Annotated in this window: 16 protein-coding genes and 1 tRNA gene; 6 read left to right on the top strand and 11 right to left on the bottom strand. The window is 65.1% G+C overall.

Features of this window, described 5'->3' with window-relative positions:
* Positions 1-1,137: 1,137 nt before the first annotated feature.
* Together Q4E25_RS09105 and Q4E25_RS09100 are read right to left on the bottom strand one after the other, a co-directional pair.
* Positions 1,138-1,674, bottom strand: coding sequence for a GtrA family protein (locus Q4E25_RS09105; RefSeq protein ID WP_303156467.1), 537 nt, complete (start codon positions 1,672-1,674; stop codon positions 1,138-1,140).
* A 382-nt stretch (positions 1,675-2,056) separates the two neighbouring features.
* Positions 2,057-2,130, bottom strand: a tRNA-Gly gene (locus tag Q4E25_RS09100).
* Between the two features lie 151 nt (positions 2,131-2,281).
* Between Q4E25_RS09100 and dcd the strand changes: the two genes are divergently transcribed.
* Both dcd and Q4E25_RS09090 read left to right on the top strand, forming a co-directional pair.
* A complete protein-coding gene (gene dcd, locus Q4E25_RS09095) occupies positions 2,282-2,845 on the top strand; it encodes a dCTP deaminase (protein WP_303156466.1) in 564 nt (187 codons plus the stop codon).
* 79 nt (positions 2,846-2,924) lie between these two features.
* Positions 2,925-4,271, top strand: coding sequence for a UDP-glucose/GDP-mannose dehydrogenase family protein (locus tag Q4E25_RS09090; RefSeq protein WP_303156465.1), 1,347 nt, complete (start codon positions 2,925-2,927; stop codon positions 4,269-4,271).
* Here the strand turns inward: Q4E25_RS09090 and Q4E25_RS09085 are convergent.
* The 7 genes from Q4E25_RS09085 to Q4E25_RS09055 form a co-directional block, all read right to left on the bottom strand.
* A complete protein-coding gene (locus Q4E25_RS09085) occupies positions 4,228-5,442 on the bottom strand; it encodes a YibE/F family protein (RefSeq protein ID WP_303156464.1) in 1,215 nt (404 codons plus the stop codon). The two genes, Q4E25_RS09090 and Q4E25_RS09085, sit on opposite strands and share 44 nt — an antisense overlap.
* Before the next feature lie 4 nt (positions 5,443-5,446).
* A complete protein-coding gene (locus Q4E25_RS09080) occupies positions 5,447-6,676 on the bottom strand; it encodes a pyridoxal phosphate-dependent aminotransferase (protein ID WP_303156463.1) in 1,230 nt (409 codons plus the stop codon).
* A 22-nt stretch (positions 6,677-6,698) separates the two neighbouring features.
* On the bottom strand, positions 6,699-7,310 hold the full coding sequence (locus Q4E25_RS09075) for a DUF1707 domain-containing protein (RefSeq protein ID WP_368502623.1): 612 nt from the start codon (positions 7,308-7,310) through the stop codon (positions 6,699-6,701).
* Positions 7,307-8,554 carry a cation:proton antiporter gene (locus Q4E25_RS09070; protein WP_303156462.1) on the bottom strand — a complete coding sequence of 416 codons (1,248 nt, stop codon included), beginning with the start codon at positions 8,552-8,554 and terminating at the stop codon, positions 7,307-7,309. The genes Q4E25_RS09075 and Q4E25_RS09070 overlap by 4 nt, the downstream gene beginning before the upstream one ends.
* A gap of 715 nt (positions 8,555-9,269) precedes the next feature.
* The gene (locus tag Q4E25_RS09065) at positions 9,270-11,909 is read right to left on the bottom strand and encodes a (Fe-S)-binding protein (RefSeq protein WP_303156461.1); all 2,640 of its coding nucleotides are present in this window, start codon (positions 11,907-11,909) and stop codon (positions 9,270-9,272) included.
* A gap of 79 nt (positions 11,910-11,988) precedes the next feature.
* Positions 11,989-13,941 (bottom strand): ABC transporter ATP-binding protein, encoded by a 1,953-nt coding sequence (locus tag Q4E25_RS09060; RefSeq protein WP_303156460.1) that lies wholly within the window; start codon positions 13,939-13,941, stop codon positions 11,989-11,991.
* Positions 13,942-15,660 carry an ABC transporter ATP-binding protein gene (locus Q4E25_RS09055; protein ID WP_303156459.1) on the bottom strand — a complete coding sequence of 573 codons (1,719 nt, stop codon included), beginning with the start codon at positions 15,658-15,660 and terminating at the stop codon, positions 13,942-13,944.
* Between the two features lie 218 nt (positions 15,661-15,878).
* Between Q4E25_RS09055 and Q4E25_RS09050 the strand changes: the two genes are divergently transcribed.
* The 4 genes from Q4E25_RS09050 to Q4E25_RS09035 all read left to right on the top strand — a co-directional run bounded on the left by Q4E25_RS09050 (position 15,879) and on the right by Q4E25_RS09035 (position 19,718).
* A complete protein-coding gene (locus Q4E25_RS09050; RefSeq protein ID WP_303156458.1) occupies positions 15,879-17,063 on the top strand; it encodes an ABC transporter substrate-binding protein in 1,185 nt (394 codons plus the stop codon).
* Positions 17,060-18,106: an iron ABC transporter permease gene (locus Q4E25_RS09045; protein WP_303156457.1), complete on the top strand. Its 1,047-nt coding sequence runs from the start codon at positions 17,060-17,062 to the stop codon at positions 18,104-18,106. The genes Q4E25_RS09050 and Q4E25_RS09045 overlap by 4 nt, the downstream gene beginning before the upstream one ends.
* Positions 18,103-18,849, top strand: coding sequence for an ABC transporter ATP-binding protein (locus tag Q4E25_RS09040; RefSeq protein ID WP_303156469.1), 747 nt, complete (start codon positions 18,103-18,105; stop codon positions 18,847-18,849). The genes Q4E25_RS09045 and Q4E25_RS09040 overlap by 4 nt, the downstream gene beginning before the upstream one ends.
* Positions 18,850-19,127: 278 nt before the next feature.
* Complete coding sequence (locus Q4E25_RS09035) at positions 19,128-19,718, top strand: nucleosidase (protein ID WP_303156468.1); 591 nt, start codon at positions 19,128-19,130, stop codon at positions 19,716-19,718.
* A gap of 13 nt (positions 19,719-19,731) precedes the next feature.
* Here Q4E25_RS09035 and Q4E25_RS09030 read toward each other — a convergent pair whose 3' ends face one another.
* Together Q4E25_RS09030 and Q4E25_RS09025 are read right to left on the bottom strand one after the other, a co-directional pair.
* Entirely contained in the window at positions 19,732-21,114 is a 1,383-nt protein-coding gene (locus Q4E25_RS09030; RefSeq protein WP_303156456.1) for an AI-2E family transporter, read from the bottom strand.
* A gap of 26 nt (positions 21,115-21,140) precedes the next feature.
* Positions 21,141-24,602, bottom strand: a complete 3,462-nt coding sequence (locus tag Q4E25_RS09025; RefSeq protein WP_303156455.1) for a bifunctional proline dehydrogenase/L-glutamate gamma-semialdehyde dehydrogenase — start codon at positions 24,600-24,602, stop codon at positions 21,141-21,143.
* Between the last annotated feature and the right edge of the window lie 60 nt (positions 24,603-24,662).

The raw sequence follows: 24,662 nt of genomic DNA, 5'->3' as shown, positions 1-24,662 counted from the left end.
ACCGACATGAGCACAACCCCGGGTCACAGATACACCACGCTAACGGACGCAACCAGCGCGCTGCAGCGGGAATGCTGTGCGGGCGAAGGGGGGAGAGAGAAATTCCATCGCGGAAACGCGAGGTAACACCGAAAAATCAAAAGCTTCGTGATGTCAATGAGCTTTGGAGGCTGCCTCGGCCTTTGCGTTAACATGCTATCCGAAGCTCAAAAAGGTTCCGGTGTCATCGACAGCTATCAGGCTCCTTTCATAGTCGCAATTATTTGATGGACACCTAATAAATATTCACAAGCATGCGTCATTCTAATGAGTGGTTATCGCTGGGATTTCTAGGAGTTGTTCCAGAGGGCAATTGTGATGGACTCAAGCCTGTGCGTTTCTGGGGGGCAAACAGAGTTTGATTCCCATCGGGGATCTATGCGGTAGATGCCCGACGGGAATCAAGGAACTAAAACCTCGTAGTCACCTGAAAACGATGATTATTTGAGGTAAACACGAAAGATTCAGCCGTGATTGATGTTCAGAGTGCTACCCTACGAAGGTCTCAAAGTACCACTTGCCGTCAGAGCGCTTCTCGCAGGGAATCTTGACAGTGGAAGTGGCATGGCCGGGCAAGCTATCGAGATAGCACTTCCATTTGCTGTCGTAGGGGCCTAGCTGTGCTGCGCTGGCTGCGGGGGCACTCGCAAAAAAGCACCATAAGCGCAGAACCAGCCGCAACGAGCTTTCTATTTAAAATCTTCATGATTCTCCTTCCGTACGGTATCAAATTACTGGGCTACCTAATGGGGCTAAGCAATGGATTAGTCACTTTCAACAAGAATGCACTCTTGCCGAGGATTTTCTGATGGCAGGATGAATACCCACACAAATATGCGAAGGGGTATTAACCTGTTGAATTGGCAGGTATTCGGCATGACGAAAGAAAACGGCTGGTTCGTGGATGACTTCCTTACCCAGCTATTGGATCCTAACTCCGCCTACGCACTTGCGGGTGTATGGGTAGGGTCAATGTGCCGCTAGCCACCGGGGCGATAATGTAATGAGGGTGCCGAGAGATGCTTCAGGGTGCCGGTGGAAACCTGGAAAAGATAATCTCCAGCGCTTGTTCGAGTGCTATTCTCAACCGTAAATGCTTTATCGAAGGCTTTTTTGTGCTCGAAATGTCCAAAGATAATTGCCAAAGAAATTAATCGGCAAGACTAAGATGATAGAAATGATTTGAGCCCAGTATTTAATATTTCTAAACCCAGTGCTTCCGTCTAGCAGATCTGTTGGAAGTTGCAGTAGTGGACCTCTTACCAAAGCCGAAAAGAGGGCCATTTGAAATAGGCAAGCGATTGTGCCGATTAAGAGAAACTTTATTGAACCTTCAATGCGGGGGGTGTCACTTTCTGAAAACGTAAAAGTTCGATTGAGGCTATAATTAAATAGGTTTGCCCCTATGAAGGATAAGGCAATGATGGCATGATCGAGGCGGAAGCTGTAATTCCCAATGGGAAAGCTGAAGAGAATGGTATCGCCGTGTAGGCTGACGCTAGCTAGCAGCTTAGAAAGGGTGACGAATATTGCCATATTAACTAAAGTGCCAAGGCTTCCGATGAGCCCAAACTTTATTATTTTTGTGGGCTGAAAAGCGTTTGGCATTCGTTCCCTTTCCGTAGAAAAATTCACTTCTCTAGTGTTGAAGCCGGCCAGTGTTTCATGACGGGGTGTTATGGTCAAACATAGTGTGGTGAGTATTTTGACTAACGGTCTCGATATCTGATTTCTATAGGGATTTTCTCGCCAAGTGACTATACTAGCGCCTGCACGGTGAGCGAAATCACTTTGTTGTTTCGTTTGATAGCGGCTCCTTGGTCTAGCCTGGTCAGCTTTGTTCTGGATGAAGCTGAAACGTAAAAATGCGCCGGTTCAGGTTGCGGGAGGGCAGGTTTCAACTGTGGCCTTTTGGAAGGCGTCTGATTCCGTTGGGTGGGTTGGAAGGCCAGGTAGTCATAGCCTCAAGCGGGTGAAGTGTCTCGTGGCGTAGAGCGGGCCAGCTTCGATATTGAGGTGGAGCCGACGACGGGAATCGAACCCGCGCCGTAAGCTTGGGAAGCTCAAGTTCTACCATTAAACTACGTCGGCATGATGCACGCGGTGCATCGAGAAAATAGCTTAGCACCCCGGGTGGGGTGAATACACAAACGCCCCGCCTAAAGCCTGGTGGCCAACGGTACCCCAAGGGGAACGTGCCTATTTGGGGACAGTGGCCCCATATGGAAGTAGACTCTAGGCCGTGCTTCTTTCAGATCGTGACCTCCGTGCAGCCATCGATTCCGGGCGCCTCGGCATCGACCCCTACGACCCCGAGATGGTGCAGCCATCCTCCGTGGACGTGCGTTTGGACAAGCTCTTCCGGGTATTCAACAACTCCCGCTACACGCACATCGACCCGAAGCAAGAAATGCCGGATCTCACCAGCCTGGTGGAAGTAGAAGATGGCGACGCCTTCGTCCTGCACCCCGGCGAGTTTGTCCTCGGCGCCACGCTGGAGGCCTTCACCCTGCCCGCGGATCTGGCCGGGCGCCTCGAGGGCAAGTCCTCCCTGGGCCGCCTGGGCCTGCTCACCCACTCCACCGCGGGCTTTATTGACCCCGGCTTCTCCGGCCACATCACGCTGGAGCTCTCCAACACGGCGAACCTGCCCATTACGTTGTGGCCCGGCATGAAGGTGGGCCAGCTGGCCATCTTCAAGATGTCCTCGCCTGCTGATAACCCCTACGGCTCCGGCGTGCTGGGCTCGAAGTACCAGGGTCAGCGCGGCCCCACGCCTTCGAAGTCCTACCTCAACTTCCGCTAGATCTTTGGCCTACTTTCTTCTCTAGATCTTTCGCCTGGGTTCATCGCTCGTTTACACGCCCGCCCTAGGCTTGCCTGTTATGCGCATGACTGTGATTGGCACCGGCTACCTCGGTGCAACGCACGCCGCCTGCATGGCCGAGCTCGGCCACGAGGTCCTGGGCGTGGACGTGGATGAGAACAAGATTTCGGTCCTGGCCGCCGGCGGGGTGCCCTTCTACGAGCCCGGGCTGCCCGAGGTACTCGAGCGCAACATTAGCGCCGGGCGCCTGGGTTTTAGCACCAGCTACGACGCCGCCGCGGAGTTCGCCCACGTGCACTTCCTCGGCGTGGGCACCCCGCAGCGTCACGGCTCCTACGCCGCGGATCTCACCTACGTGCGCGCGGTCATCACCGAGCTCGTGCCCCGTCTTGATGGCGAGCACCTCATCCTGGGCAAGTCCACCGTGCCGGTGGGCACCGCTGCCGAGCTGCAAGAGCTGGCCGATTCCCTGGCCGGGCCGGAGACCACCGTGACCATCGCCTGGAACCCGGAGTTCCTGCGCGAGGGCTACGCCGTCAAGGACACCATCACCCCGGATCGCATCGTGCTGGGCGTGCCCGCCGAGCCCGAGCGCGCCCGCCGCGCCGAGGAAACCGCCCGCGAGATCTACTCCCAGCCGCTGAGCACCGGCACCCCGTTCATCGTCACCGACCTGCAAACCGCCGAGCTGGTCAAGGTCTCCGCCAACGCCTTTCTGGCCACCAAGATCTCCTTCATCAACGCGGTCTCGGAGATCTGCGAGATTGCGGGCGCGGATGTGGTCAAGCTTGCCGACGCCATCGGCCACGACGAGCGCATCGGCCGCAAGTTCTTAGGGGCCGGCCTGGGCTTTGGCGGCGGCTGCCTGCCCAAGGACATCCGCGCGTTCATGGCGCGTGCCGGCGAGCTGGGCGCGGACCAGGCCCTGACCTTCCTGCGCGAGGTCGACGCCATCAACATGCGCCGCCGCGACCGCATGGTGGAGATGGCCAAGAATGCCTTCGCCGGCTCCCTGCTGGGCCGCCGGGTCACCGTGCTGGGCTGCGCGTTTAAGCCCAACTCTGACGACGTGCGCGACTCGCCCGCGCTCTCGGTGGCCGGCTCGCTCTCCCTGGCCGGCGCGGCGGTCACCGTCTTCGACCCGCAGGGCATGGATAACGCCCGCAAGGTCTTCCCCACGCTCAACTACGCGGACTCGGCCAGCGAGGCGCTCACCGAGAGCGAACTGGTCATTCTTGCCACCGAATGGCAGGAATTCCGCGAGCTTGATCCCGCCGCCACCGCCGAGCTGGTGAGCAACCGCCACATTATTGACGGGCGCAACGTGTTGGGCGTCGCTCAGTGGCGTGAGGCTGGCTGGACTATCGAGGCGCTCGGGCGCAGCCTGCAGGAGAGCGCATCGTAAACGCGGCGATCGCGGTGCTCAGCGGCACGGCCAGGGTCAGCGCCATCGCGCCGGTGAGCGAGCGCAGTACCTCGGTGGCCACCAGATCGCTGCTGAGGATCTGCGCGGCGGGGCGCTCGGCGGCGGAGATGAGGATGAGCAGCGGCAGCGAGGCGCCGGTATAGGTCAGCACGATGGTGTAGACCATGGAGGCGATGTGATCGCGGCCCACCTTCATCGCCGAGGAGAAGAGCTGCCCGGGCTTCAGCGTGGGGTCGGCGGCGTGCAGCTCCGTGACCGTCGAGGCCTGCGCCACGGCGATGTCGTTGAGGCTGCCCAGCGCGCCGATGAGGAAACCGCAGGCCAGCACGCCCACCACGGGAATTCCCGGCAGGTAGAGCAGCAGCTTGAGGTTGTCCTCGGAGCTGGAGCCCTGCAACGCCGTGCTGCTTATCGACGCCCACGTCAACCCCGCCGCCGCCCCTAGTGCCAGGAGGGCGCCGCCGAGCGCGGAGGCGGACTTCCAGTTGAGGCCGTGCACCAGGGGCACTGCTACGAAGAGGATGGCGGCGGTGGTGACCACGCCCACCAGCAGCGGGGCATGCCCGCTGACCAAGGAAGGGATGAGATAGTAGAACACGGCCGCCAGGCTTAGCCCCAGCCCCAGCAGGGCGCGCAGCCCGTGCCAGGCCGCGAAGCCCACGATGACAATCGCCGCCAACACGGCCCACAGCGCGAGGTTGCCGCCGCGGGAGTAATCGGCAAAGGTGTAGGCCTCCGCTGACTCGTTGAGCAGGATCTCCTCGCCGGCGCTCAGTGTGGGATCGCTGGGCAGGCCGTAGAAGACCAGCTGGGTTTTCTTACCCGCGTTGGCCCCGGAGGTGATGTCCACCAGCGCGCGGGTGCAGGAGCCCTCGCCGGTCTCCCCGGCTGGGATGAGCGGCGGGCTATCGAAGGCCTGGCCGGTGTGCGGATCGGTGCACAGCTGGTGATCCACCTGGGTGACGGTGCCGGTGACCTGCGGGTGGTTGAGCGCGTAGGTCTGCCGGAACTCCTCGGTGGTGTGCTCGCTGATCGCGCTGCTGGGGCGCAGGAGAACCAGCCCGATGAGGGTGGCCAGGAGCATCAGGCCAAGGAATCCCAGGAGGATGGCGCGCCACGGCTCCGGGCGCGGGGCGGAATGGTGAGGCATTCTGCTACTGCTTGTAGCTGACCAGGAAGTTGCCCAGGCGCTCGATGGCGTTCTCCAGCTGGGAGGCCCACGGCAGCGTGACCACGCGGAAGTGATCCGGGGTGGGCCAGTTGAAGCCGGTGCCCTGCACCATGAGGATCTTCTCCGCGCGCAGGATGTCGAGCATGAGCTTGGAATCGTCGTGGATCTCGTAGACGTTCGGGTCCAGGCGCGGGAAGCAGTAGAGCGCGCCCATCGGCTTGGTCACCGAGACACCCGGGATCTCATTGAGCTTCTGGTAGGCGATGTTGCGCTGCTTGAGCAGGCGCCCGCCCTCCCCGGTGAGCTCGTAGATGGACTGGCGCCCGCCCAGGGCCACCTGGATGGCGTGCTGCGCCGGAACGTTGGGGCACAGGCGGGTGCCGGCCAAAAGGTCCAAGCCCTCGATGAAGCCGCGGGCGTGGGACTTCGGGCCGGTGAGCACCATCCAGCCCGCGCGGTAGCCCGCCACGCGGTAGGCCTTGGACAGGCCGTTGAAGGTCACCGTGAGCAGATCCGGGGCGAGGGAGGCAATGGAGATGTGCTTGGCGCCGTCGTACAGAATCCGGTCATAGATCTCATCGGCGAGGATGAGCAGGTTGTACTCGCGGGCCACGTCCACGATCTGCTGCAGGGTCTCGCGCGAGTAGACAGCGCCGGTGGGGTTGTTGGGGTTGATGACCACGATGGCCTTGGTCTTCTCCGTCACCTTGGAGCGGATGTCCTCGATGGAGGGGTTCCAGTCATCTTCTTCATCGCACAGGTAGTGCACCGGAGTGCCGCCGGCTAGGGAGGTCGCGGCGGTCCACAGCGGGTAGTCGGGGGCGGGGATGAGTACCTCGTCGCCGTCGTCAAGCAGCGCCTGAGTAACCATGGAGATCAGCTCGGAGACGCCGTTGCCCAGGTAGACGTCGTTGACGTCGAAGTGCGGGAAATCCTCCAGCTCGTAGCGGGTGACGATGGCCCTGCGGGCAGGGATGATGCCCTTGGACGTGGAGTAGCCCTGCGAGGTGGGCAACGCCGCAATCATGTCGCGCATGATGACGTCGGGGGCGTCAAAACCAAACACGGCTGGGTTTCCGGTGTTGAGCTTGAGGATGCTATGCCCGTCAAGCTCCATTCGCTCCGCCTCCGCAGAGACCTCGCCACGGATGTCGTAGGCGACTCCCTTGAGTTTGGCGGACTGGTCAAAAATGCGGCGCTTAGGTGTAGTCATGCAGAATATTCTGCCACCTGCATTACTTCTTGTTCCACTGATCGAGCTTGCGTTTTGCCAGATTCATCGCCTCGCCCGTGATTTCGCTGGCTTGGCGACGCCTCTCCGCCCACTGCGCCTGCTCCAACGCCTTCATCTGCGCGCGCTCGTGCGCGGTGGCTGCCTGCAGCTCGCGCCGCTTCTGGCGCTCGATCTGGCGCGGGGAGGGCTGGTACCAGGAGGCGGGGCCGATCTTGGCCAGGTAGGCCATGATCCACAGCACGGGGATGAGGAAGAGCAGGCCCACGCCCGCGAGCGCGGCGCCCACTCCTGCGCTGGTGGAGGCGGCAAACGCGGCAATCGAGCCGAAGGTCAAGGCGATGGATCCGGTCAGCGTAAACGCCAGGCGCGGCTTGCGGGAGGCCTGGTAGGCGCGCTCGACCTCGCCCTGGGAGTAGACCTTGATCTCGGTGGTGGTGGGTGCGGGGATGTCCCTGAACAGGGGGAGGAGTTCGCGGCGGGTGGTGGCGCGCATGACGTCGTCGGAGCGCTCCTCGAACTCCTCCATGCTCAGGCGCCCCTCGCCTACGGCGCGGGCGAGTTGGTTGATGGCGTCGGTGCGGTCGGCGTCGGAAAGCCGCAGGTAATCGTTCACTTCTTGGGCTCCGTGGGAACTGGTTCTTTGCCGCGGACCAGGCTGGACAGTAGCGGGAAGATGGCCACGGTCAGCGCGCCGCCGGCGATGAAAATAGACGAGGTCTCTGCATCCAGAATGCCAGAATCCACGGCCAAGGTCATCACCGCGACGATGATGGGCAGGCCCGTTGCGGCGTAGAGAGCCACCTGGAGGCGCTCGCGGGTGGTCTCCATGTTCGAGCCGTTGTGGGGGAGGTTTTCGCGCAGGAAGACGGGCAGGCCGCGGGTGACCAAGATGAGCACGGGCACGCCGAGGACCTTGAGGGGGTTGTCCACGATGACTCGCCAATCGATGGACATGCCGGAGACCACGAAGAACACGGGGATGAGCATGGAGTAAAAGAGCACGTCGAGGCGGTTTTCCAGGCCCTTGTGAAACTCGTCGGGGATGATGCGGTTGAGGATGATGCCCGCGGCGAAGGCGCCGAGGACGATGTCAAGCTCGAAGACAGCGGTGACCGCCATGAGGATGGCCAGGATGAGCACGATGAGGCGCAGGATGGTTTGGTTGGTGGAGCCCGCGGAGGAGAGGAAGGCGTTCTTGACCCAGGGCACGATGGTGACGATGGCCCGCGGCATAATTGCCACCCCCACCGCGATGATGAGGAAGGCCAGGATGATGAACATGGTAGTCAGCGTGGAGCGGGTACCCAGGAGCAGGGCCATGGCGGTAATGGGCGCGATCTCGCCGATGGCGCCGTGAATCATGACGGATTCGCCGACGGTGGTGCCCAGGAGCTTGTCCTGCTTGAGCATCGGCGTGATGGTGCCCAGCGCGGTGGAGGTCAGGGCGATGGCCATGACGATGGCGCCCGGGATGTCATCCATGATGAAGTAGGCGCCGGCCATGCAGGCGAGCATGCAGATAAGCCAGGTGGTCAGGCCGTTGAGGGCTTGCTTGGACTTGAGAGTGCTGATTTCGATTTCGAAGCCGGCGAGCAGGAAGAGCGCGCCGACGCCGAGCTCTTTAAGCATGCCGATGCCGGGGTCATCGCTGGCCAGGCCGAGGACCGAGGGGCCGATGATCATGCCGAGGAAAATTAGCAGGGCCACGGCGGGCAGCTTCTTGCCGAACATGTGGGACAACAGTGGCGCGAGCAGGGCCGCGGCCATGATCCAGGCGAAGGAGACCAACGAGGGCTTGTAGTCGGAATCGCCTGCTGCCAGGACCATGGGGGTGGCGTCGAGCGCGTCAAAAATCATGGTGACAGATTACGCTGCTGCGCCGGTGGCTGGATAGTTGAAGCTGTGCGCATGGGCTTTCGGTTTCCCGCGTGCGCTGTGTGCTTCTTGTGTGTTCTCTTCGCCCGCGACCTTGGTGTCCTGCGAGCTTGGCCTTCCTCCTCGTTCTGTGCGAGCTCTTCGCCCGCGACCTTTTCTGGGCGCTCTCTTTTCGCAACAGGCGAAGACATATATGCCTTTTTGCCCTAAATCGAGCTTTCCCGTTTTCAGTACGTGTTCAATAGCTCCTCCCTTCGCTTCCGTGGTGCTTTTCGCCTCGCGCGGCCGGGCTTGCGTTCCGCGCGCGGTACGTTTTTGCGAATATCGGATTGTGCAAACGTTCCCAAAATCCGTTTCCCGTCAAAACGTACCGTGTCCTTCCCAGGCGGCATTCCCGGAGGCACCTTCCTCGGGCGTATCGCGGCCCGGTGCGACGCTTTGTGACTTTTCCTCACTACATTCATCGCGAATCTGGCGGCGAGTGCTTCGGATGTAGTGAGGAAAGGTTAAAGGTGTGACGTCGACAAGCTGCTCGTGGATGGTGGGCTGGCGAAGCGGAGGGGAGGTGGCACCAATTGAACACGTATTGAAAACGGGAAAGTTCGATTTAGCCCATGAACGCATGTATGTCTTCGGCTGGCGGGCCTAGAGAAGGGCCCAAAACCATATGGCTTTGGGCCCTGAACTCAATGGGGAACTAGTCAGCGCTCGGCGGCTTTGGCGCTTGAGGCACTGAAGAGTTCGGCGGCTGCGGTGCCTGGGGTGTCTTGGGCGCAGGTGGAGTCGGGGCGGCCGGAGCGGAAGGAGCAGCGGGAGTCGATGGTGCAGAAGGCGGCTTTGGTGCCTGGGGTGCCTGAGGCGCGGATGGTGCCGCGGGGGCGGATGGCGGTTTGGGCGCGGCAGGTGACGAAGGTGCGACAGGCGCAGTTGGTGCAGGGGGCGCCGCAGGTGCAGTAGGTGCCGAGGGTGCAGCGGGTGCTGCCTTCGGGGCGCTGGGCGCTGGCGGAGCAGCTGGAGCGCTGGGTGCTGGGGGAGTAGCAGGAGCGGCTGGAGCGCTGGGCGCAGCCGGAGTGGAAGGGGCGGTTGCTGCAGGTGCCGCTGCGGGAGCTGCGGGCGGGGTAGACGGAGCGCTGGGAGCTGCCGGGGCAGACGGCGCGGAGGGGGTGGTCGGCGCTGCCGGTGCGGAAGGCGTTGCGGGAGCTGCGGGGGCTGCCAGCCAGGGGCGGTTGACGGGATCGCCGAGGAAGGCCTTTGTGCGCGGGGCGGGCAGGTTGCCGTTGGCGTCGGAAATGGAGGTGCGCAGCATCTGGGCCACGTCATGGACAACGGGTGCGGCTGCGGATCCGGCGGAGGCGGCGGTGGATGCGGCGGCGGGGGAAGCGGGGGAGCCGGCGGTGGATGCGGCGGTGGTGCCAGCCAGGGCCTTCACGCCGCCGGTCATCATGACGTTGCAGAACGGGCAACCGGTGGCGATCTCCTCGGCGCCCGTGGCCAGAGCTTGCTCCGTACGGAACTCGTTGACGCGGGTGCCCAGCTTCTCCTCCATGAACATGCGTGCACCACCGGCGCCGCAGCAGAAGGCCTCGTCGCGGTTGTGGTCCATCTCGCGCAGCTCCATACCGGTGGATTCCAAAAGCTCACGCGGCGGATCGAAGACCTTGTTGTGGCGGCCCAGGAAGCAGGGGTCGTGGTAGGTAATCGGCTTGCGATTCTCCGGGGTGCGCGGCACCGGCGTGAGCAGGCCCTCGCGCACCAGGCGGTTGAGCAGCTGCGTGTGGTGGAAGACCTCGAAGTGGCCGTCGAAGTCCGGGTACTCGTTGCGCAGCGTGTTGAAGCAATGCGGGCAAGTGGTGATGATCTTGCGCTGGCCGCGCGGGGAATCACCGAAAGTCTCATTGAGCGTGGACACGTTCTCCTGGGCCATCATCTGGAAGAGGAACTCGTTGCCTGCGCGGCGCGCCGGGTCGCCCGTGCAGCTCTCTCCAGTGGCCAACACGCCGAACTTCACGCCGGCGGTGTGCAGCAGGTCCACGACGGCGCGGGTGGTCGCCCGGCCTTTTTCGTCGTAGGCGCCGGCGCAGCCCACCCAGAACAGGTATTCCATCTCCGTGAGGTCATCCTCGCCCACGACGGGGACCTCGATGCCGTCGGCGCGGGCCTCGTCAATCCAGGCGCGGCGCTCAGAATTGTTGCGCCCCCAGGGGTTGTCCTTGGTCTCCATGTTCTTAAACAGGCCGGTCAGCTCGGAAGGGAAGTCGGACTCCGCGAGCACCTTGAAGCGGCGAAGGTCCGCCACGTGGTCGATGTGCTCGATGTCCACCGGGCACTGGTCCACGCAGGCGCCGCAGTTGGTGCAGGACCACAACACGTCGTCGTCCACGGAGCCGGCCAGGGCCAGCACGTTGACCCCGGCGTGCGGGTTGTAGTTCTCCACGGCGGAATCCCGCAGATCCATCATGAGCTTCTTCGGGCTCAGCGGCTTGCCGGTGTTCCACGCCGGGCACAGGTCCTGGCAGCGCCCGCACTCGGTACAGGTGGTGGAGTCGAGCAGCATCTTCCAGGAGCCGGGGGCGACGTCCTCGTCGAGGTCGGGGGTTTCCACGCTGCCCAGGGCCTTCTCGCCGCTGGGGTGGCGCTGGAAGAAGATGGTGAACAGCGCCATGAAGCGGTGCCACATGACACCCCAGGTGTAGTAGCGCGAGATGCAGAAGATGAAGGCCATGCCCACCAGAAGCTTGACCAGGGCAAAAAAGGAGACCAGCGCCGAGGAAGCGGGCAGCAGGGTGGCCAGGTGGATGGTGATAAAGTCCGCCCAAAGGGAGCCGCCGCCAAAGGCGGCGATCTGCGAGGCCTTGACCAGCAGCATGCCCAGGCCCTCGAAGAAGACGATGGCCTCCACCAGCAGGGCTGGGCCCTGCTGGGAGTTTTCAAAACGTCGGGGACGGCGGGCGCGGACGAGGGCGAGGAAGGTGATGCCGAGGACCGTCGCCAAGCCGAGCACCTCCTCGATGAAGTGGTAGACCGGTAGGCTGCCCAGCCAGGGCCAGCCCTTCGAGGGGGCGAAGACCTGGATGTAGGCCTCGAACCACACGAGGATGCCGAAGAGGAATCCCACCATCACCGCCCAGTGCGCGGCGTTGACAAAGGGGTGGCCTTTAAAGTGCGTATGCCCGAAGACCTCGGTGAGCACGCGGCCGAAGCGCGCGCCCAGCGAGTCAGTGCGCGGGGCGTGCGTGGGCCCGCCGGAGCGCACGAACTGATACATCCCCCAGGCCCGGTAGAGGAAGTACCCCCACACCGGCAGCGAGATTAGTACGGCAATCCATCCGAGGATCATGGCGCTCCTTTGGTTCTACGTTTCCCTTCACAGCCTAAACGGTGGGCACTTCACGACGCCCACCCGTACCCCAGGTCTCTCAAAGCTCCTCGGAGAACTGGGCCTGGTTGAGGCGGTGGTAGGCCCCGTGGGCGCGGAGAAGCTCGGCGTGGGTGCCCTGCTCGACAATGCGCCCGTCCTCCATGACGATGATGAGATCGGCGTCGCGGATGGTGGAGAGGCGGTGGGCGATGATGAAGGAGGTGCGGTCCGCGCGCAGGGCGTTCATAGCCTGCTGGACGAGCATCTCGGTGCGGGTGTCCACGGAGGAGGTGGCCTCGTCGAGGATGAGAATGCCCGGCTGGGCCAAGAAGGCGCGCGCGATGGTGATGAGCTGGCGCTCGCCGGCGGAGACGGAGCCGCCGTCTTGGTCGATGACGGTGTCGTAGCCCTCGGGCAGCGCGTGGACGAAGCGGTCCACGTAGGTGGCCTTGGCGGCGGCGATGACCTCCTCGTCGGTGGCGTCCAGGCGTCCGTAGCGGATGTTGTCCATGATGGTGCCCTTGAAGACCACCGCGTCCTGCAGCACCATGCCCATCTGGGAGCGCAGTGCGTGGCGGGGCACGGTGGCGGTGTTGACGCCGTCGACGAGGATCTGCCCGGAGTCGAGGTCGTAGAAGCGCATGAGGAGGTTGACCAGCGTGGTCTTGCCGGCGCCGGTGGGCCCGACGATGGCCACGGTCTGCCCGGGCTCCGCCCGCAGGCTTAAGCCCTGGATGAGCGGGGTGTCCGGGGAGTAGGAGAAGTCCACGTTGCGGAACTCCACGGTGCCGCGCACGCGCTCCGGGAGTGCGGCGGGGGAGGTGGGCTCCGGGGACTGCTCCTCGGCGTCGAGGAACTCGAAGACGCGCTCGGCGGAGGCCACGCCGGATTGCACCTGCTGCATCATGCCGCCGAGCTGGCCCAGCGGCTGGTTGAACTCGCGGGAGTACTGGATGAAGGCCTGGGCCTGGCCCAGGGTCATGGTGCCGCCGGCCACCTTGAGCGCGCCCAGCACGGCGATGATGACGTAGGAGAGGTAGGAGATGAACTGCATGATGGGCATCATCATGCCGGCGAGGAACTGCGCCAGGGAGGCGGAGCGATAGAGCTCCTCGTTGCGGCGGTCGAAGTCCTCGGTCATGGTGTCCATGCGGCCAAAGACGGTGGCCAGATCGTGGCCGGAGAAGGCCTCCTCCACCTGGCCGTTGAGCAGGCCGGTGGCCTTCCACTGGGCGGCGAACTGCTTCTGGGAGCGCGCGCCGATGACCCCGATGACCACGGCGGTCAGCGGCAGGGAGAGCAGGGCGACGAGCGCGAGCTGCCAGGACACGCTGAACATCATCGCGGTGATGCCGACGATCATGAGCAGGTTGTAGAAGATCTGCGAGATGGACTGCTGCAGGGCCGTCTGGATGTTATCGGCGTCGTTGGTGGTGCGCGAGAGGAGATCGCCGCGGGAATGGCTGTCAAAGTAGTTGAGCGGCAGGGCGTTGACCTTGGCCTCGATGCGCTGGCGCAGGTCAAAGACCACCCGCATGATGATGGTGTTGAGCATGTATCCCTGCCACCACTGGAAGAAAGCGGAGACCACGTACATGGCGATGACAATGCCGATGATCCGGCCGAGGCGCTCGAAGTCGATGCCCGCGCCCGGGGTGAGGTCCATGGCGGAGGCCATGTCGGCAAAGCGCTCCTCGCCGGCGGCGCGCAGGCCCTCAATGGCCTGCTCCTTGCTCCTGCCCGCCGGCAGGTTCTGGGAGATGATGCCGGAGAAGATGACGTCGGTGGCCTTGCCCATCACCTTGGGCGCGTAGACGGCCAGCACCACGCAGATGATGTTCATCGCGCCGATGAGCCACAGGTGGCCCTTGTAGGGCGCGAGCAGCCCGAAGAGGCGCGTGGCGGAGGGCCAGAAGGCCTTGGCGCGGCGCGGGGCGTTGCCGGACCACTCGTCGCCGGCGGTCTTGGACTCGAGCTCGTGGAGCTCTTCTTCAGTCATGTCGTGGGCCATTTAGCTCACCTCCGCGGTGCGTTGAGATTCGACGATTTCCTGGTAGGTCTCGGAGGTGGCGAGCAGCTCCTCGTGAGTGCCGCTGGCCACGATGCGCCCGGCCTCCATGACCAGGATGTGGTCGGCGTCCTCGATGGAGCTCACGCGTTGGGCCACGATGATGGTGGTGGCCTTCTCGGAGCGCTGCTTGAGCGCGGCGCGGAGTGCGGCGTCGGTGACCACGTCGAGGGCGGAGAAGGAATCGTCGAAGAGGTAGACCGCCGGGCGGGCCACGAGCATGCGGGCGATGGACAGGCGCTGGCGCTGCCCGCCGGAGACGTTGGTGCCGCCTTGAGAAATGGGCATGTCGAGGTCCTTCACGAAGCCGGCCTGGGCCACGCGCAGCGCCTCCCAGAGCTCTTCGTCGCTGGCCTCGGGCGCGCCCAGGCGCAGGTTGGTGGCCACCGTGCCGCTAAACAGGTAGGGCTTCTGCGGCACGAGGGAGACACGCGTGACGATGTCCTTCCGCGCCAGCGTGGCGATATCGGCGCCGTCGAGAAGCACCTGCCCCGAGGTGGGCAGGTAGAGGCGCGGGATGAGGGAGAGCAGGGTGGTCTTGCCGGAGCCGGTGGCGCCGATGATGGCGGTGGTGGTGCCGGGGCGGGCGGTGAAGGAGATGCCGTGCAGCACGGGTGCTTCCGCGCCGGAGTAGGTGAAGGTGACGTTGCGGAACTCCACCTCGCCGCGCGGCTCGCTGGCGGCGCTGGGCTGGGTGGGCTCGGTGATGGAGGGCTCGTGGGCCAGCACGTCGGTGATGCGGCGCGCGCAGATGATGGCGCGGGGCAGCATCATCGCCATGAAGGTGCCCATCATGACGGCGGTGAGGATCTGCAGGAGGTACTGCAGGAAGGCGGTGAGCGAGCCGACCTCCACGAGGCCCGCGTCCACGCGGTGGCCGCCGAACCACAGCACCGCGCCGGTGGCCACGTTGAGGATGACCACGATGATGGGGAACATGAGCACGAAGAGCTGCCCCACGCGCAGGGAGAGCTGCGTGATGTCCTGGTTGGCGGCGCGGAAGCGCTCGGTTTCGAAGTCCTCGCGCACGAAGGCGCGCACCACGCGGATGCCCGCGATCTGCTCGCGCAGGGTGCCGTTCAAGGTGTCGAGCTTTTCCTGCCAGGCGCGAAATAGCGGCAGGAGCTTGAGGATGATGGCGGAGATGATCCCCAGCAGGACGGCCACGGAGACGGCGACGAGCCAGGACATGCCGGCGTCCTCGCGCAGCGCCATGACGATGCCGCCGATGGACATGATGGGCGCGATGACCATGAAGTTGAGCATCATCATGTAGACCATCTGGATCTGCTGGACGTCGTTGGTGGCGCGGGTGATGAGGGTGGCCGGGCCGAAGTGGCTCATGTCCTCGGTGGAGAAACCGGTGACCCGGCGGAAGACCTCCGAGCGCAGGTCGCGGCCTAAGCCCATGGCGGTGCGGGAGGCGAACCACGTGGCTGCCACGGCGCTGATGACCTGCACGAAGGCGACGATGAGCATGATGCCGCCGGTGTGCCAGATGTAGTCGATGTCCACCTTGGCCACGCCATTGTCGATGATCTTGGCGTTGAGCGAGGGCAGGTAGAGCGTCGCTGCTGCGGAGAGGGCCTGGAGGAGGATGACTGCCAGGACAAAGCCCGCGTAGGGCTTCGAACGTGAGATGAGAATGCGGAGAAGTTCCACGGCACCGCCTTGTCAGGACTGCTAAGGGGGGAAGCGCCGGGGTGCTCGCGTTGGGGCGTGAGCGCGGCGCACAGTGAACGGCCTGAGTTTAGCGCGGGGGCCGTGAACTGCCATGTTGAACATGATTCCCCTCATGCATTAAGGTTAGGTGTGCCTAATACTATTAAGGTAAGCCTGCGGTAATCAACCGTAGAATTGTGAAGAGAAAGGTCACCCCCGTGCCCAAGTTCCCCCTCGCCGCCGCCAGCTGCGTGCTCGCTGCTGCCCTCGGCCTCACCGCGTGCTCCTCGGCGCCCACAGCTGATACTCAGGCGGGGCCCTCCCCGGCTGAGTCCTCCTCAGAAGAGGGCTCCTTCCACGTGGTGGACGTCGCCGGCCGCGACGTCTCCTTTGACAAGCGCCCCGAGAAGATCGTGCTGGCCGAAGGCCGCGGCGTCTTTGCCACCTCCATCCTCAACCGCGAGGACCCGCTGGCCAACGTCGTGGCCCTGGGTGAGGACCTGCACACCGCCGCGCCCAGCTTCGAGTCCAAGTTTGCCGAGGTCAACGCCCACTACCGCGATCTGCCGCGCATCGGCAATATTGCCAAGGGCGACGTCAGCGTGGAGAACCTGGTCTCCTTCACCCCGGACGTGGTGGTCATGACCCTGGACCACAAGAAGGCCGCGGAAACCACCGGCTTCCTCGACTCCATGGACAAGGCCGGCCTCAAGTACGTCTTCACCGACTTCCGTCAGAAGCCGCTGGAAAACACCCCGCGCTCGATGGAACTGCTGGGCAAGCTCTTCGACCGCGAGGACAAGGCCCAGGAGTTCAACGAGTTCTACACCGACCGCGTCACCGAGATCACCGAGCGCGCCCAGAAGCAGCCGCAGAAGCCGCGCACCCTGCTGTGGCGCGCCGCCGGCCTCAAGGATTGCTGCGCCACGGTGAAGAACTCCAACCTCGGTGACCTGGTCAACGCCGCGGGCGGCCACAACATCGGCGACGATCTCCTCGATACCGAGTCCGGGGACCTCACCGCGGAAAAGGTGGTGGCCGAGCAGCCGGAGCTCATCATCGCCACCGGCGGCTCGTGGGCCAAGGACCCGGAGAAGCCGGAGGTGCTCCCGCACGTGGAGCTGGGCTACGCCGCCACCAAGGAACAGGCCGAGACCACCCTGGCCGGCCTGCTGCGCACCCCGGGCTTTGGCACCCTGAACGCGCCGAAGGAGGGCGAGCTGCACGCCGTCTACCACCAGTTCTATGACTCGCCCTTCAACGTCTTCGCCCTCGAGCAGTTCGCCGTGTGGCTGCACCCGGAGGAGTTCAAGGACCTCGACCCGGCCGCGGACTTCGCCGACTTCCACTCCGAGCACCTGCCCTTTGAGCTCTCCGGCACCTTCTTCGCCACCGCATCATGAGCACAGTGACCATCCTGGAGACGTACAGGGCGAGGGGGCGTCGCAAAGCGCTGCTCATCGCGCTGTTCCTGCTCGGCGCCGTGGCGGCCTTCGTGGTGGCCACGGTGGTGGGCCCGGTTAACCTCACCCCAGGGGAGATGCTGCGCGGCATCCTCACCCCGGACGCGGTGAGCGAGACCACCCGCACCGTGCTCTGGGACCTGCGCCTGCCGGCCTCGGTCATGGCGGTGCTCGTGGGTGCGGCGCTTGCGCTCTCCGGCGCGCAGATGCAGACCATCCTGGATAACCCGCTGGCCGAGCCCTTCACCCTGGGTATTTCCGCAGCCGCGGCCTTCGGCGGGGCGGCCTCCATCGTGCTGGGCTGGGTGCTCATCCCGCACGCGCAGTTCAACCTCGCGGCGGTGGCATGGGCCTCGGCGCTGGTGGCGGTGCTCGTCGTGGCGGCGGCCTCCGTGTGGCGCGGGGCGAATGCGGAGACCATGATCCTGCTGGGCATCGCGCTGGTCTTCCTCTTCCAGGCGCTGCTGGCGCTCATCCAATACCGCGCCTCCACCGAGGCCCTACAGCAGATCGTCTTCTGGACCATGGGTTCCTTGCAGCGCGCCACCTGGCTGTCCAACGGCATCATCGCCGCCACTCTGCTGCTGGCGCTGCCCTTCGTGGCCTACAACGCCTGGGCGCTGACCGCCCTGCGGCTTGGCGATGACCGCGCCGCCGCCCTTGGCGTCAACGTTGCCCGCCTGCGGCTGTCCACCCTGGTGATGGCCTCCCTGCTGGCTGCTAGTGCCGTGGCCTTCGCAGGGATCATCGGCTTTGTGGGCCTGGTGGGCCCGCACGTGGCGCGGCTGACCGTGGGCGAAGACCACCGCTACTTCATCCCGGCCTCCATGGCGGTGGGCGCGATGTTGCTGGCCGGCGCCTACGCGGTGTCCATCACCATCATTCCGGGCGTGGCGGTGCCGATTGGCATCATTACCTCCCTGGTGGGCGTGCCCTTCTTCCTGGGCGTAGTGCTATCCCGACGCAAGAAAGCAGGTGCCTGATGCTCAGTCTCGATGACGTCACCATCGGCTACGGCAAGCGCTCCATCATCGAGGGGCTTAGCCTGGATCTCTGCCCGCCGGGCACGGTGACTGGGCTCATCGGCCCCAACGCGGCTGGCAAGTCCACCCTGGTCAAGGGCATTACCGGCGTGCACAGGCTGGCCGGTGGCTGCTGCGAGGTCAGCGTCGACGGCGAGGTGCTCCACGGGGCGCGGCGGCGCCACGCGGTGGGCTACGTGCCCCAAAGCGTGCTGGACTCCGCGGCGCTGACCGCCCTGGAGACCGTGGTCATGTCCTGCTCCCCGGTGTGCGAGGACGCCCCGGCCGCCGCGGTGGCCGCGTTGGACCGGCTGGGCATCGTGGAGCTTGCCCACCGCACCATGAGTGAGCTTTCCGGTGGTCAGCGGCAGCTGGTGGCCGTGGCGCAGATGCTGGCGCGCAGCCCCCGGCTGATGATCCTCGACGAGCCCACCTCGGCGCTGGACATGCGCCATCAGGTTGAGGTCCTACGGGTGCTGCGCGAGGAGGCCCGCCGCGTCGTGGGTGCCGCGCTGGTGGCCATCCACGATCTCAACCTGGCCGCGCGCTTTTGCGATCACCTCGTGGTACTGCAGCGCGGCCGCCTGCGCGCCCAGGGCACCCCGAGCGAGGTCCTCGTGCCCGAGCTCCTCCAGGACGTCTACGGCATTAAGGCCCGCGTGCTTGACGACGCCGGCGTGCCCGTCGTCTGCCCCTGCGCCTAGGCCTCCGGCAGGTGGCGCGGGCGGGGAGATAGCGAGTGCTCCCGGTGCTGCCGCCTCTCCACAAACAAAAAGCTGAACCTGGAAAGCTGAACCTCCAGGTCGCCTCTTACTCCGCAGAGAACGCTGAGCTTGGCGACGTCGAGGTTCAGCTTTCCAGGTTCAGACCTTTGGGATCAGCGGGGTCCGGGGGCCCGCCGGGATGGGGCCGCCGCGCAGCAGCGGGTAATCTCGCGGGCATGGATTCGACTGTGAACAACGCTGCCGTGAACAACGCTGCCGTGAACAATATTGCTGGACGCACGCTCTTCGTCGCCGCCGTGGACGCCGAGGCCGCGCACCTGCCTGAGGGTGCCCCCTTGCTCATTACGGGCATCGGCACGGTGCCGGCTGCCATTGAACTGACTAGCGTGCTCGCTGCGGCGCAGGCCACCGGCGGGCTGCCGGAGCGCGTGGTCAACATCGGTACTGCGGGCGCGCTGCGCGACGGGCTGGACGGCGTCTTCGAGGTGGACCGCGTGCGCAAGCACGACTTCACGCTGGAGGTCCTCACGGACGTCTCGCGCTACCTGCTTCCCGAGGTCATCGAGCTGGAGACCTCCGGGTGCCTGCCGGTGCAGTCCCTGGCCACGGGGGATGCCTTCATTTCTGATACGGCCACCCGCGACGCCCTGGCCCAGGGCTCCGGGCTGTGCGATATGGAGGGCTACGCCATCGCCGCGGCCTGCCGGCGCTTCGGCGTGCCGTGCACCCTGCTCAAGCAGGTTTCCGACACCGCCAATGAGGAATCCTTTGGCACCTGGGCCAGCGCGCTGGACCGCGCGGCCGGCCAGCTGGCGCAGGCCTGCGAGAAGCTGGGGTACCTCAGCTAGGAGCGCTGGGGCACTAGGAGTTCTGCGCCGCGCGATTCTCGCTGGCGTGGGCGCTTTCTAGGCCCTCGTAGAGCGCAATGACCTTGTCTCGCTCGGTGGTGTCATCGGTGGTGGAGCCGGTGACCAGCGCGATGTCCTCCACGGAGATCTCGCCGGCGCGCAGGCTGGCCATCTCCTGGTGGTAGCGGAAGACCACCGCGATGGTGGCCGCCACCGGCACCGCCAGGAAGGCGCCGATGATGCCGGCCAGGGTGGAGCCCACGGTCACGGCCAGCAGCACGATGGCCGCGTGCAGGCCCATGGCCTTGGACTGCAGCATCGGCTGCAGGACGTTGCCCTCAATCTGCTGCACCGCCACGACGAGCAGCAGGGCCAGCAGGGCCTTGGTCAGGCCGTGGGAGACCAGCGCGATGACCACGGCCAACGCACCGGCGGTCACAGCACCGATGACCGGGATGAAGCTGGCAAAGAAGGTCACCACGCCGATGACCAGCGCCAGCGGCACCTGCATGGCCCACAGACCGAGGCCGATGAGCAGGCCGTCGACAGCCGCGACGGCAGCCTGGGCCTGGATGAAGCCAGACAGCGTCTTCCACACGCGGTTGAAGAGCTCGGTGGCGTGCCAGCCGGCGGAGTAGCCGGTGTACTTGCGCAGCCAGGGCAGGAACCTATCGCCGTCCTTGATGATGAAGAAGGACACGAAGAGCATGATGACAATCGCCACCACGATGGAGCTGGCGGTGGAGACACCGCTGAGCACGCCGGTGGCGATGTTGGAGGCCTGGCCCTTCATGAAGCTGATGATGTCATCGAGCACGTCCTGCAGCTGCGCGGCGTCGAAGTTGAAGTCGAAGGGCAGCTTATCGGTGAGCTTGAGCAGCTCGCTGACGCCACTTTCCGCCTGCTTAGCCAGCGTGGCGCTCTGCTCGGTGACCACCGGGGCCATGGCGCTAAACACGCCGACGATGATGCCCAAAAAGCCCAGCAGGGTGGTCACCGCCGCCAGGGCGCGCGGGAACTTCTTCGAGCGCAGCCAGGCGGAGACGGGATAGAGCACCGTGCTGATAAGCAGCGCGAGGATGACCGGCAGCAGGCCCACCCAGATGAACTTGAGGATGTACCCGGCCAGGGCCAGGCCCGCCACAATCACGATGAAGATGAGGCAGACCTTGGCCAGGGTCACGGCGTCGCGGCCGAGGACGCGGGACTTATCGTCAGTCTCGGAGACGTGCAGCTCGGTCTCCTCGGGGGAATCATCCCCGTCCTGATCCTTCTCGCGGTCTTTGTCCTGGTCCTGGCCGCCCTCGGCGGCCTTGTGCTCGTTGGTGGCGGCGGCGTGCTCTTCGCTTGCCGACGCCCCCACGGTCACTGTGTCCTTCTCATCCCTATGGCTCATGGGGTTTTATCTTGCCATAGCTCCACCTAGTCGCGGATGCTGCCCACGCGGCGGATGATGCCGAAGCGGTGCATGGTCACCGAGATGGCCTGCTCCAGCAGGAAGGGCAGCAGCTCGCGGCGGCCGTCGGCCAGCACCGGTTGGTCCAGCACCACGGAGTTGGACTCCACCGCGGCCTCGTAGACGCCCTCCTCCACGGTGCCCACCGCGCGCACGCGGGCGGAGGCGAGGTCGGCGACCTCGGCGGCGAAGGCCTGGGCGGACAGCGGCTCGACGGCAAAGCCCAGCTTGTTGAGCTTGTCCGCGGTCTCGGCCTCGGCGCTCCAGCGCACCTCGGTGCCGGTGCGGGTGGCGGCGAGGTGGAGGCGGGCTACCTCGCGAAGCGCAGCGTCCGGGGCGATGCGCACCTGCAGCGGGGTGAGCAGGTTCTTGTAGCGGAAGACGTTGGCCTCGCAGACCAGGCCGGAGCGATCATGATCGCGGCCGAACTCGTCCTGCCACGCGGCCTGGTCCAGCTCAGCGGCGCGGTAGAGCCAGGCGATGTCCTCCTCGCTCAGGCCATCGCCGTCCACATCCGTCAACGCAGCGAAGGCGCGCAGCTGTGCCACCACGGGCTGAGTGATGTCCACGTCGCGCGGGCGTAGCGTGCCCTCGGACCAGGTACCGAACTGAGCCACGTAGTTGGGGCCGCCGGCCTTGGCGCCCGGGCCCATGACGGACTGCTTCCAGCCGCCGAAGGACTGGCGCTGGACAATGGCGCCGGTAATCCCGCGGTTGACGTAGGCGTTGCCCACCTCGACGTGCTCGAGCCAGTAGTCGATTTCGGCGTCGTCAAGCGTGTGAATGCCGCCGGTCAGGCCGTAGCCGGTGGAGTTCTGCCACTCGATGGCCTCCTCCAGGGTGTCGGCGTACATGATGCCCATGACCGGGCCGAAGCACTCGTTGAGGTGGAACCAGGAGCCCGGCTGGACGTTATCGCGAATGCCCGGGGACCACAGGGTGCCCTCCTCGTTGAGCTGCTGCGGCTTAATCACCCAGCTCTCGCCGGGCTCCAGCTGGGTCAGGCCGCGGGTGAGCTTCTCGCCGGGGGCCTCCACCAGGCCGTTCATCGTGGTGGTGATGTCGGTGCCGGGGCCCGGGATGAGGGTCTTGACGGAGTCGATGAGCTGGTTGCGCAGGCGCTTGGACTTGCCGGCTGCGCCGACGAAGATGACCAGCGAGGCCGCCGAGCACTTCTGGCCGGAGTGGCCGAAGGCGGAGTTGTAGAGATCTGCAATCGCCAGGTCCGGGTCCGCGGCCGGGGTGATGATGAGGGCGTTCTTGCCGGAGGTCTCCGCCATGATGTTGAGCTGCGGCTTCCAGGAGCGGAAGAGCTTGCCGGTATCGGAAGCGCCGGTGAGGATGACGGCGTCGACGTCCTCGTGGGAGACCAGCGCGCGGCCGGCCTCGCCTTCATCGGCGAGTACGAGCTGCACGAGATCCGGGTCCTCGCCCGCGGCCTCCAGGCCGGCGCGGAAAGCCTCGACCACGAGCTTGCCGCAGTGCACCACCTGCGGTGCCGGCTTGATGATGACCGCCGAGCCCGCTGCCAGCGCTGCGGCCACGCCGCCGGTGGGGATGGCGATGGGGAAGTTCCACGGCGGGGTCACCACGGTGACCTGGTGCGGGGTGAAGTCCGCGGCGTAATCCTCCAGCAGGCGCGCGGAGTGCGCGTAGTAGCCGCAGAAGTCGATGGCCTCGGAGACCTCCGGGTCCGTCTGAGTGACGGTCTTATTGGCCTCGTAGGCGGCCACGGAGATGAGCTCGCCGCGGCGATCCGCCAGCACATCACCGATGGATTCCAGCACGCGGGCGCGGTCCTCGGCGCTGCGGGCACCCCACTGGGCGCCCAGCTCCTTGGCGCGCTGCACATGCTTGTCGATGTCCTCCGGGTTGGTCACCTGCTCCACGCCGTGCTCGCCCGGGTCATTCTGTAGAGCGTCGAGCGCCCACTCGCGGTTGGCCTGCAGGGCCGGGTCGGTGTCCGGCTCGTTGGCAAAGCGGCCGGTGCGCGGCGCCTGGCGGCCCTGCTTCTCGGCGGCCTCCTGGGTGCGGTCCTGGGTGCGGCGCGGCCCGGCGAAGGTGTCCCAGCGGGTCTCCACGGCGTGGCGGAAGACCGCCTCCTGATCCTGCAGCGCGGTGGGCTGCGGGGAGAAGAGCGCGTGCAGGAAGTTTTGCGGGGCGGAGTTCTCCTCCAGGCGGCGCACCAGGTAGGACACGGCGACGTCGAAGTCCTCGGCGTGGACCACCGGGGTGTAGAGGATCTGGCGGCCCTCGTAGACCTCGCGCACGGCGGCCTGCTGGGCCGGAGACATGCCCTGCAGCATCTCGGAGTCGAGCATGTGCATCACTCCGCGGGTGGTGCCCAGCTGGTAGGCAAAGGCCGCGGTGTAGAGGTTGTGGGTGGCCACGCCGATGCGCACGGAGTCCGCGAACTTGGGGCGGATGATGTAATCGAGCAGGCGGTAGTAGTTGGCGTCCACCTGCGGCTTATCGGTGTAGGGGGCGGCGGGCCAGCCGTGGATTTCACCCTGGACGGCCTCCATGGAGAGGTTGGCGCCCTTGACAATGCGGATCTTGATCTTCGCGCCGCCGGCGGCCACGCGCTGCTGGGCAAACTCGGCCAGCTCCTCGAGGGCCTCGAAGGTGTCCGGCAGGTAGGCCTGCAGCACGATGCCCGCCTCCAGGCCGGTGAACTCCGGCTCGCTGAGCAGTTCCTTAAACAGGCGGATGGTCAGGTGGAGATCGTGGTACTCCTCCATGTCCAGGTTGATGAACACGCGCTCCGGGCGGGCCACGGCGGCCTGGTAGAGGGGGCGCAGGCGCTCCTTGAGGCGTTCGACGGAGCCGTCGATGTCCCACGGGTTGAGTTGGGCCACCATGGAGGAGGCCTTGACGGACACGTAGGTCACGCGCGGGTTGTTGATGAGGTTGAGGGTGCGCTGGGCGCGGGAGCGGGCCTCATCCTCACCGAGCACGGCCTCACCGAGCAGGTTGAGGTTAAGCTGCTCGCCGGATTCGGCGGCCTTGTCCAGGGTCTTATCCAGGGCCTCGGACTCGGCGTCGAGCACGAGGTGGCCCACCATCTGGCGCATGCGCAGGCGGGCCAGCGGCATGACCAGGTTGGGCAGGATGGGGCCGAAGAAACCGCCCAGGCCCACGAGGGAGCCGTTGATGAGGCCGAGGAAGGAGGCATCGTAGGTCGAGGTGATGGACTTGAGGGCGTCGGCGGCGACCTTATCGTCTTCGGGGCGCATAACGCGGTCGACGAAGTCCATCGTGAAGGCAACGCCATCGGAGTTGCGCAGCAGCTCAGCGAGCTGCTCGGTGGCCTTGTCCTGCTCGTCGGCGGTGGCGGCGAGCCATGCCTTGGCCTGGGCGACGGCTGCCTCGACGATGCCGTCGGCGTCGCTGGCGGTGGGTACAGGAGTGTGGGCGTTGTGAGTCATCAGTGAACAACCTTCTTGTGCGGTGGCACGCTAAAGAGCGGCCACGGTGGACCAAAAGAA

The organism is Corynebacterium sp. (assembly GCF_030532325.1).
Classification (GTDB): domain Bacteria; phylum Actinomycetota; class Actinomycetes; order Mycobacteriales; family Mycobacteriaceae; genus Corynebacterium.
This window is presented reverse-complemented; position numbering and strand designations above follow the sequence as displayed.

What these genes read in the sequence shown, in the direction of transcription:
- Q4E25_RS09090 (WP_303156465.1), top strand. Translation starts at nt 2,925, where the DNA reads ATGCGCATGACTGTGATTGGCACCGGCTACCTCGGTGCAACGCACGCC.
- Q4E25_RS09085 (WP_303156464.1), bottom strand. Translation starts at nt 5,442, where the DNA reads ATGCCTCACCATTCCGCCCCGCGCCCGGAGCCGTGGCGCGCCATCCTC.
- Q4E25_RS09080 (WP_303156463.1), bottom strand. Translation starts at nt 6,676, where the DNA reads ATGACTACACCTAAGCGCCGCATTTTTGACCAGTCCGCCAAACTCAAG.
- Q4E25_RS09070 (WP_303156462.1), bottom strand. Translation starts at nt 8,554, where the DNA reads ATGATTTTTGACGCGCTCGACGCCACCCCCATGGTCCTGGCAGCAGGC.
- Q4E25_RS09065 (WP_303156461.1), bottom strand. Translation starts at nt 11,909, where the DNA reads ATGATCCTCGGATGGATTGCCGTACTAATCTCGCTGCCGGTGTGGGGG.
- Q4E25_RS09060 (WP_303156460.1), bottom strand. Translation starts at nt 13,941, where the DNA reads ATGGCCCACGACATGACTGAAGAAGAGCTCCACGAGCTCGAGTCCAAG.
- Q4E25_RS09045 (WP_303156457.1), top strand. Translation starts at nt 17,060, where the DNA reads ATGAGCACAGTGACCATCCTGGAGACGTACAGGGCGAGGGGGCGTCGC.
- Q4E25_RS09030 (WP_303156456.1), bottom strand. Translation starts at nt 21,114, where the DNA reads ATGAGCCATAGGGATGAGAAGGACACAGTGACCGTGGGGGCGTCGGCA.
- Q4E25_RS09025 (WP_303156455.1), bottom strand. Translation starts at nt 24,602, where the DNA reads ATGACTCACAACGCCCACACTCCTGTACCCACCGCCAGCGACGCCGAC.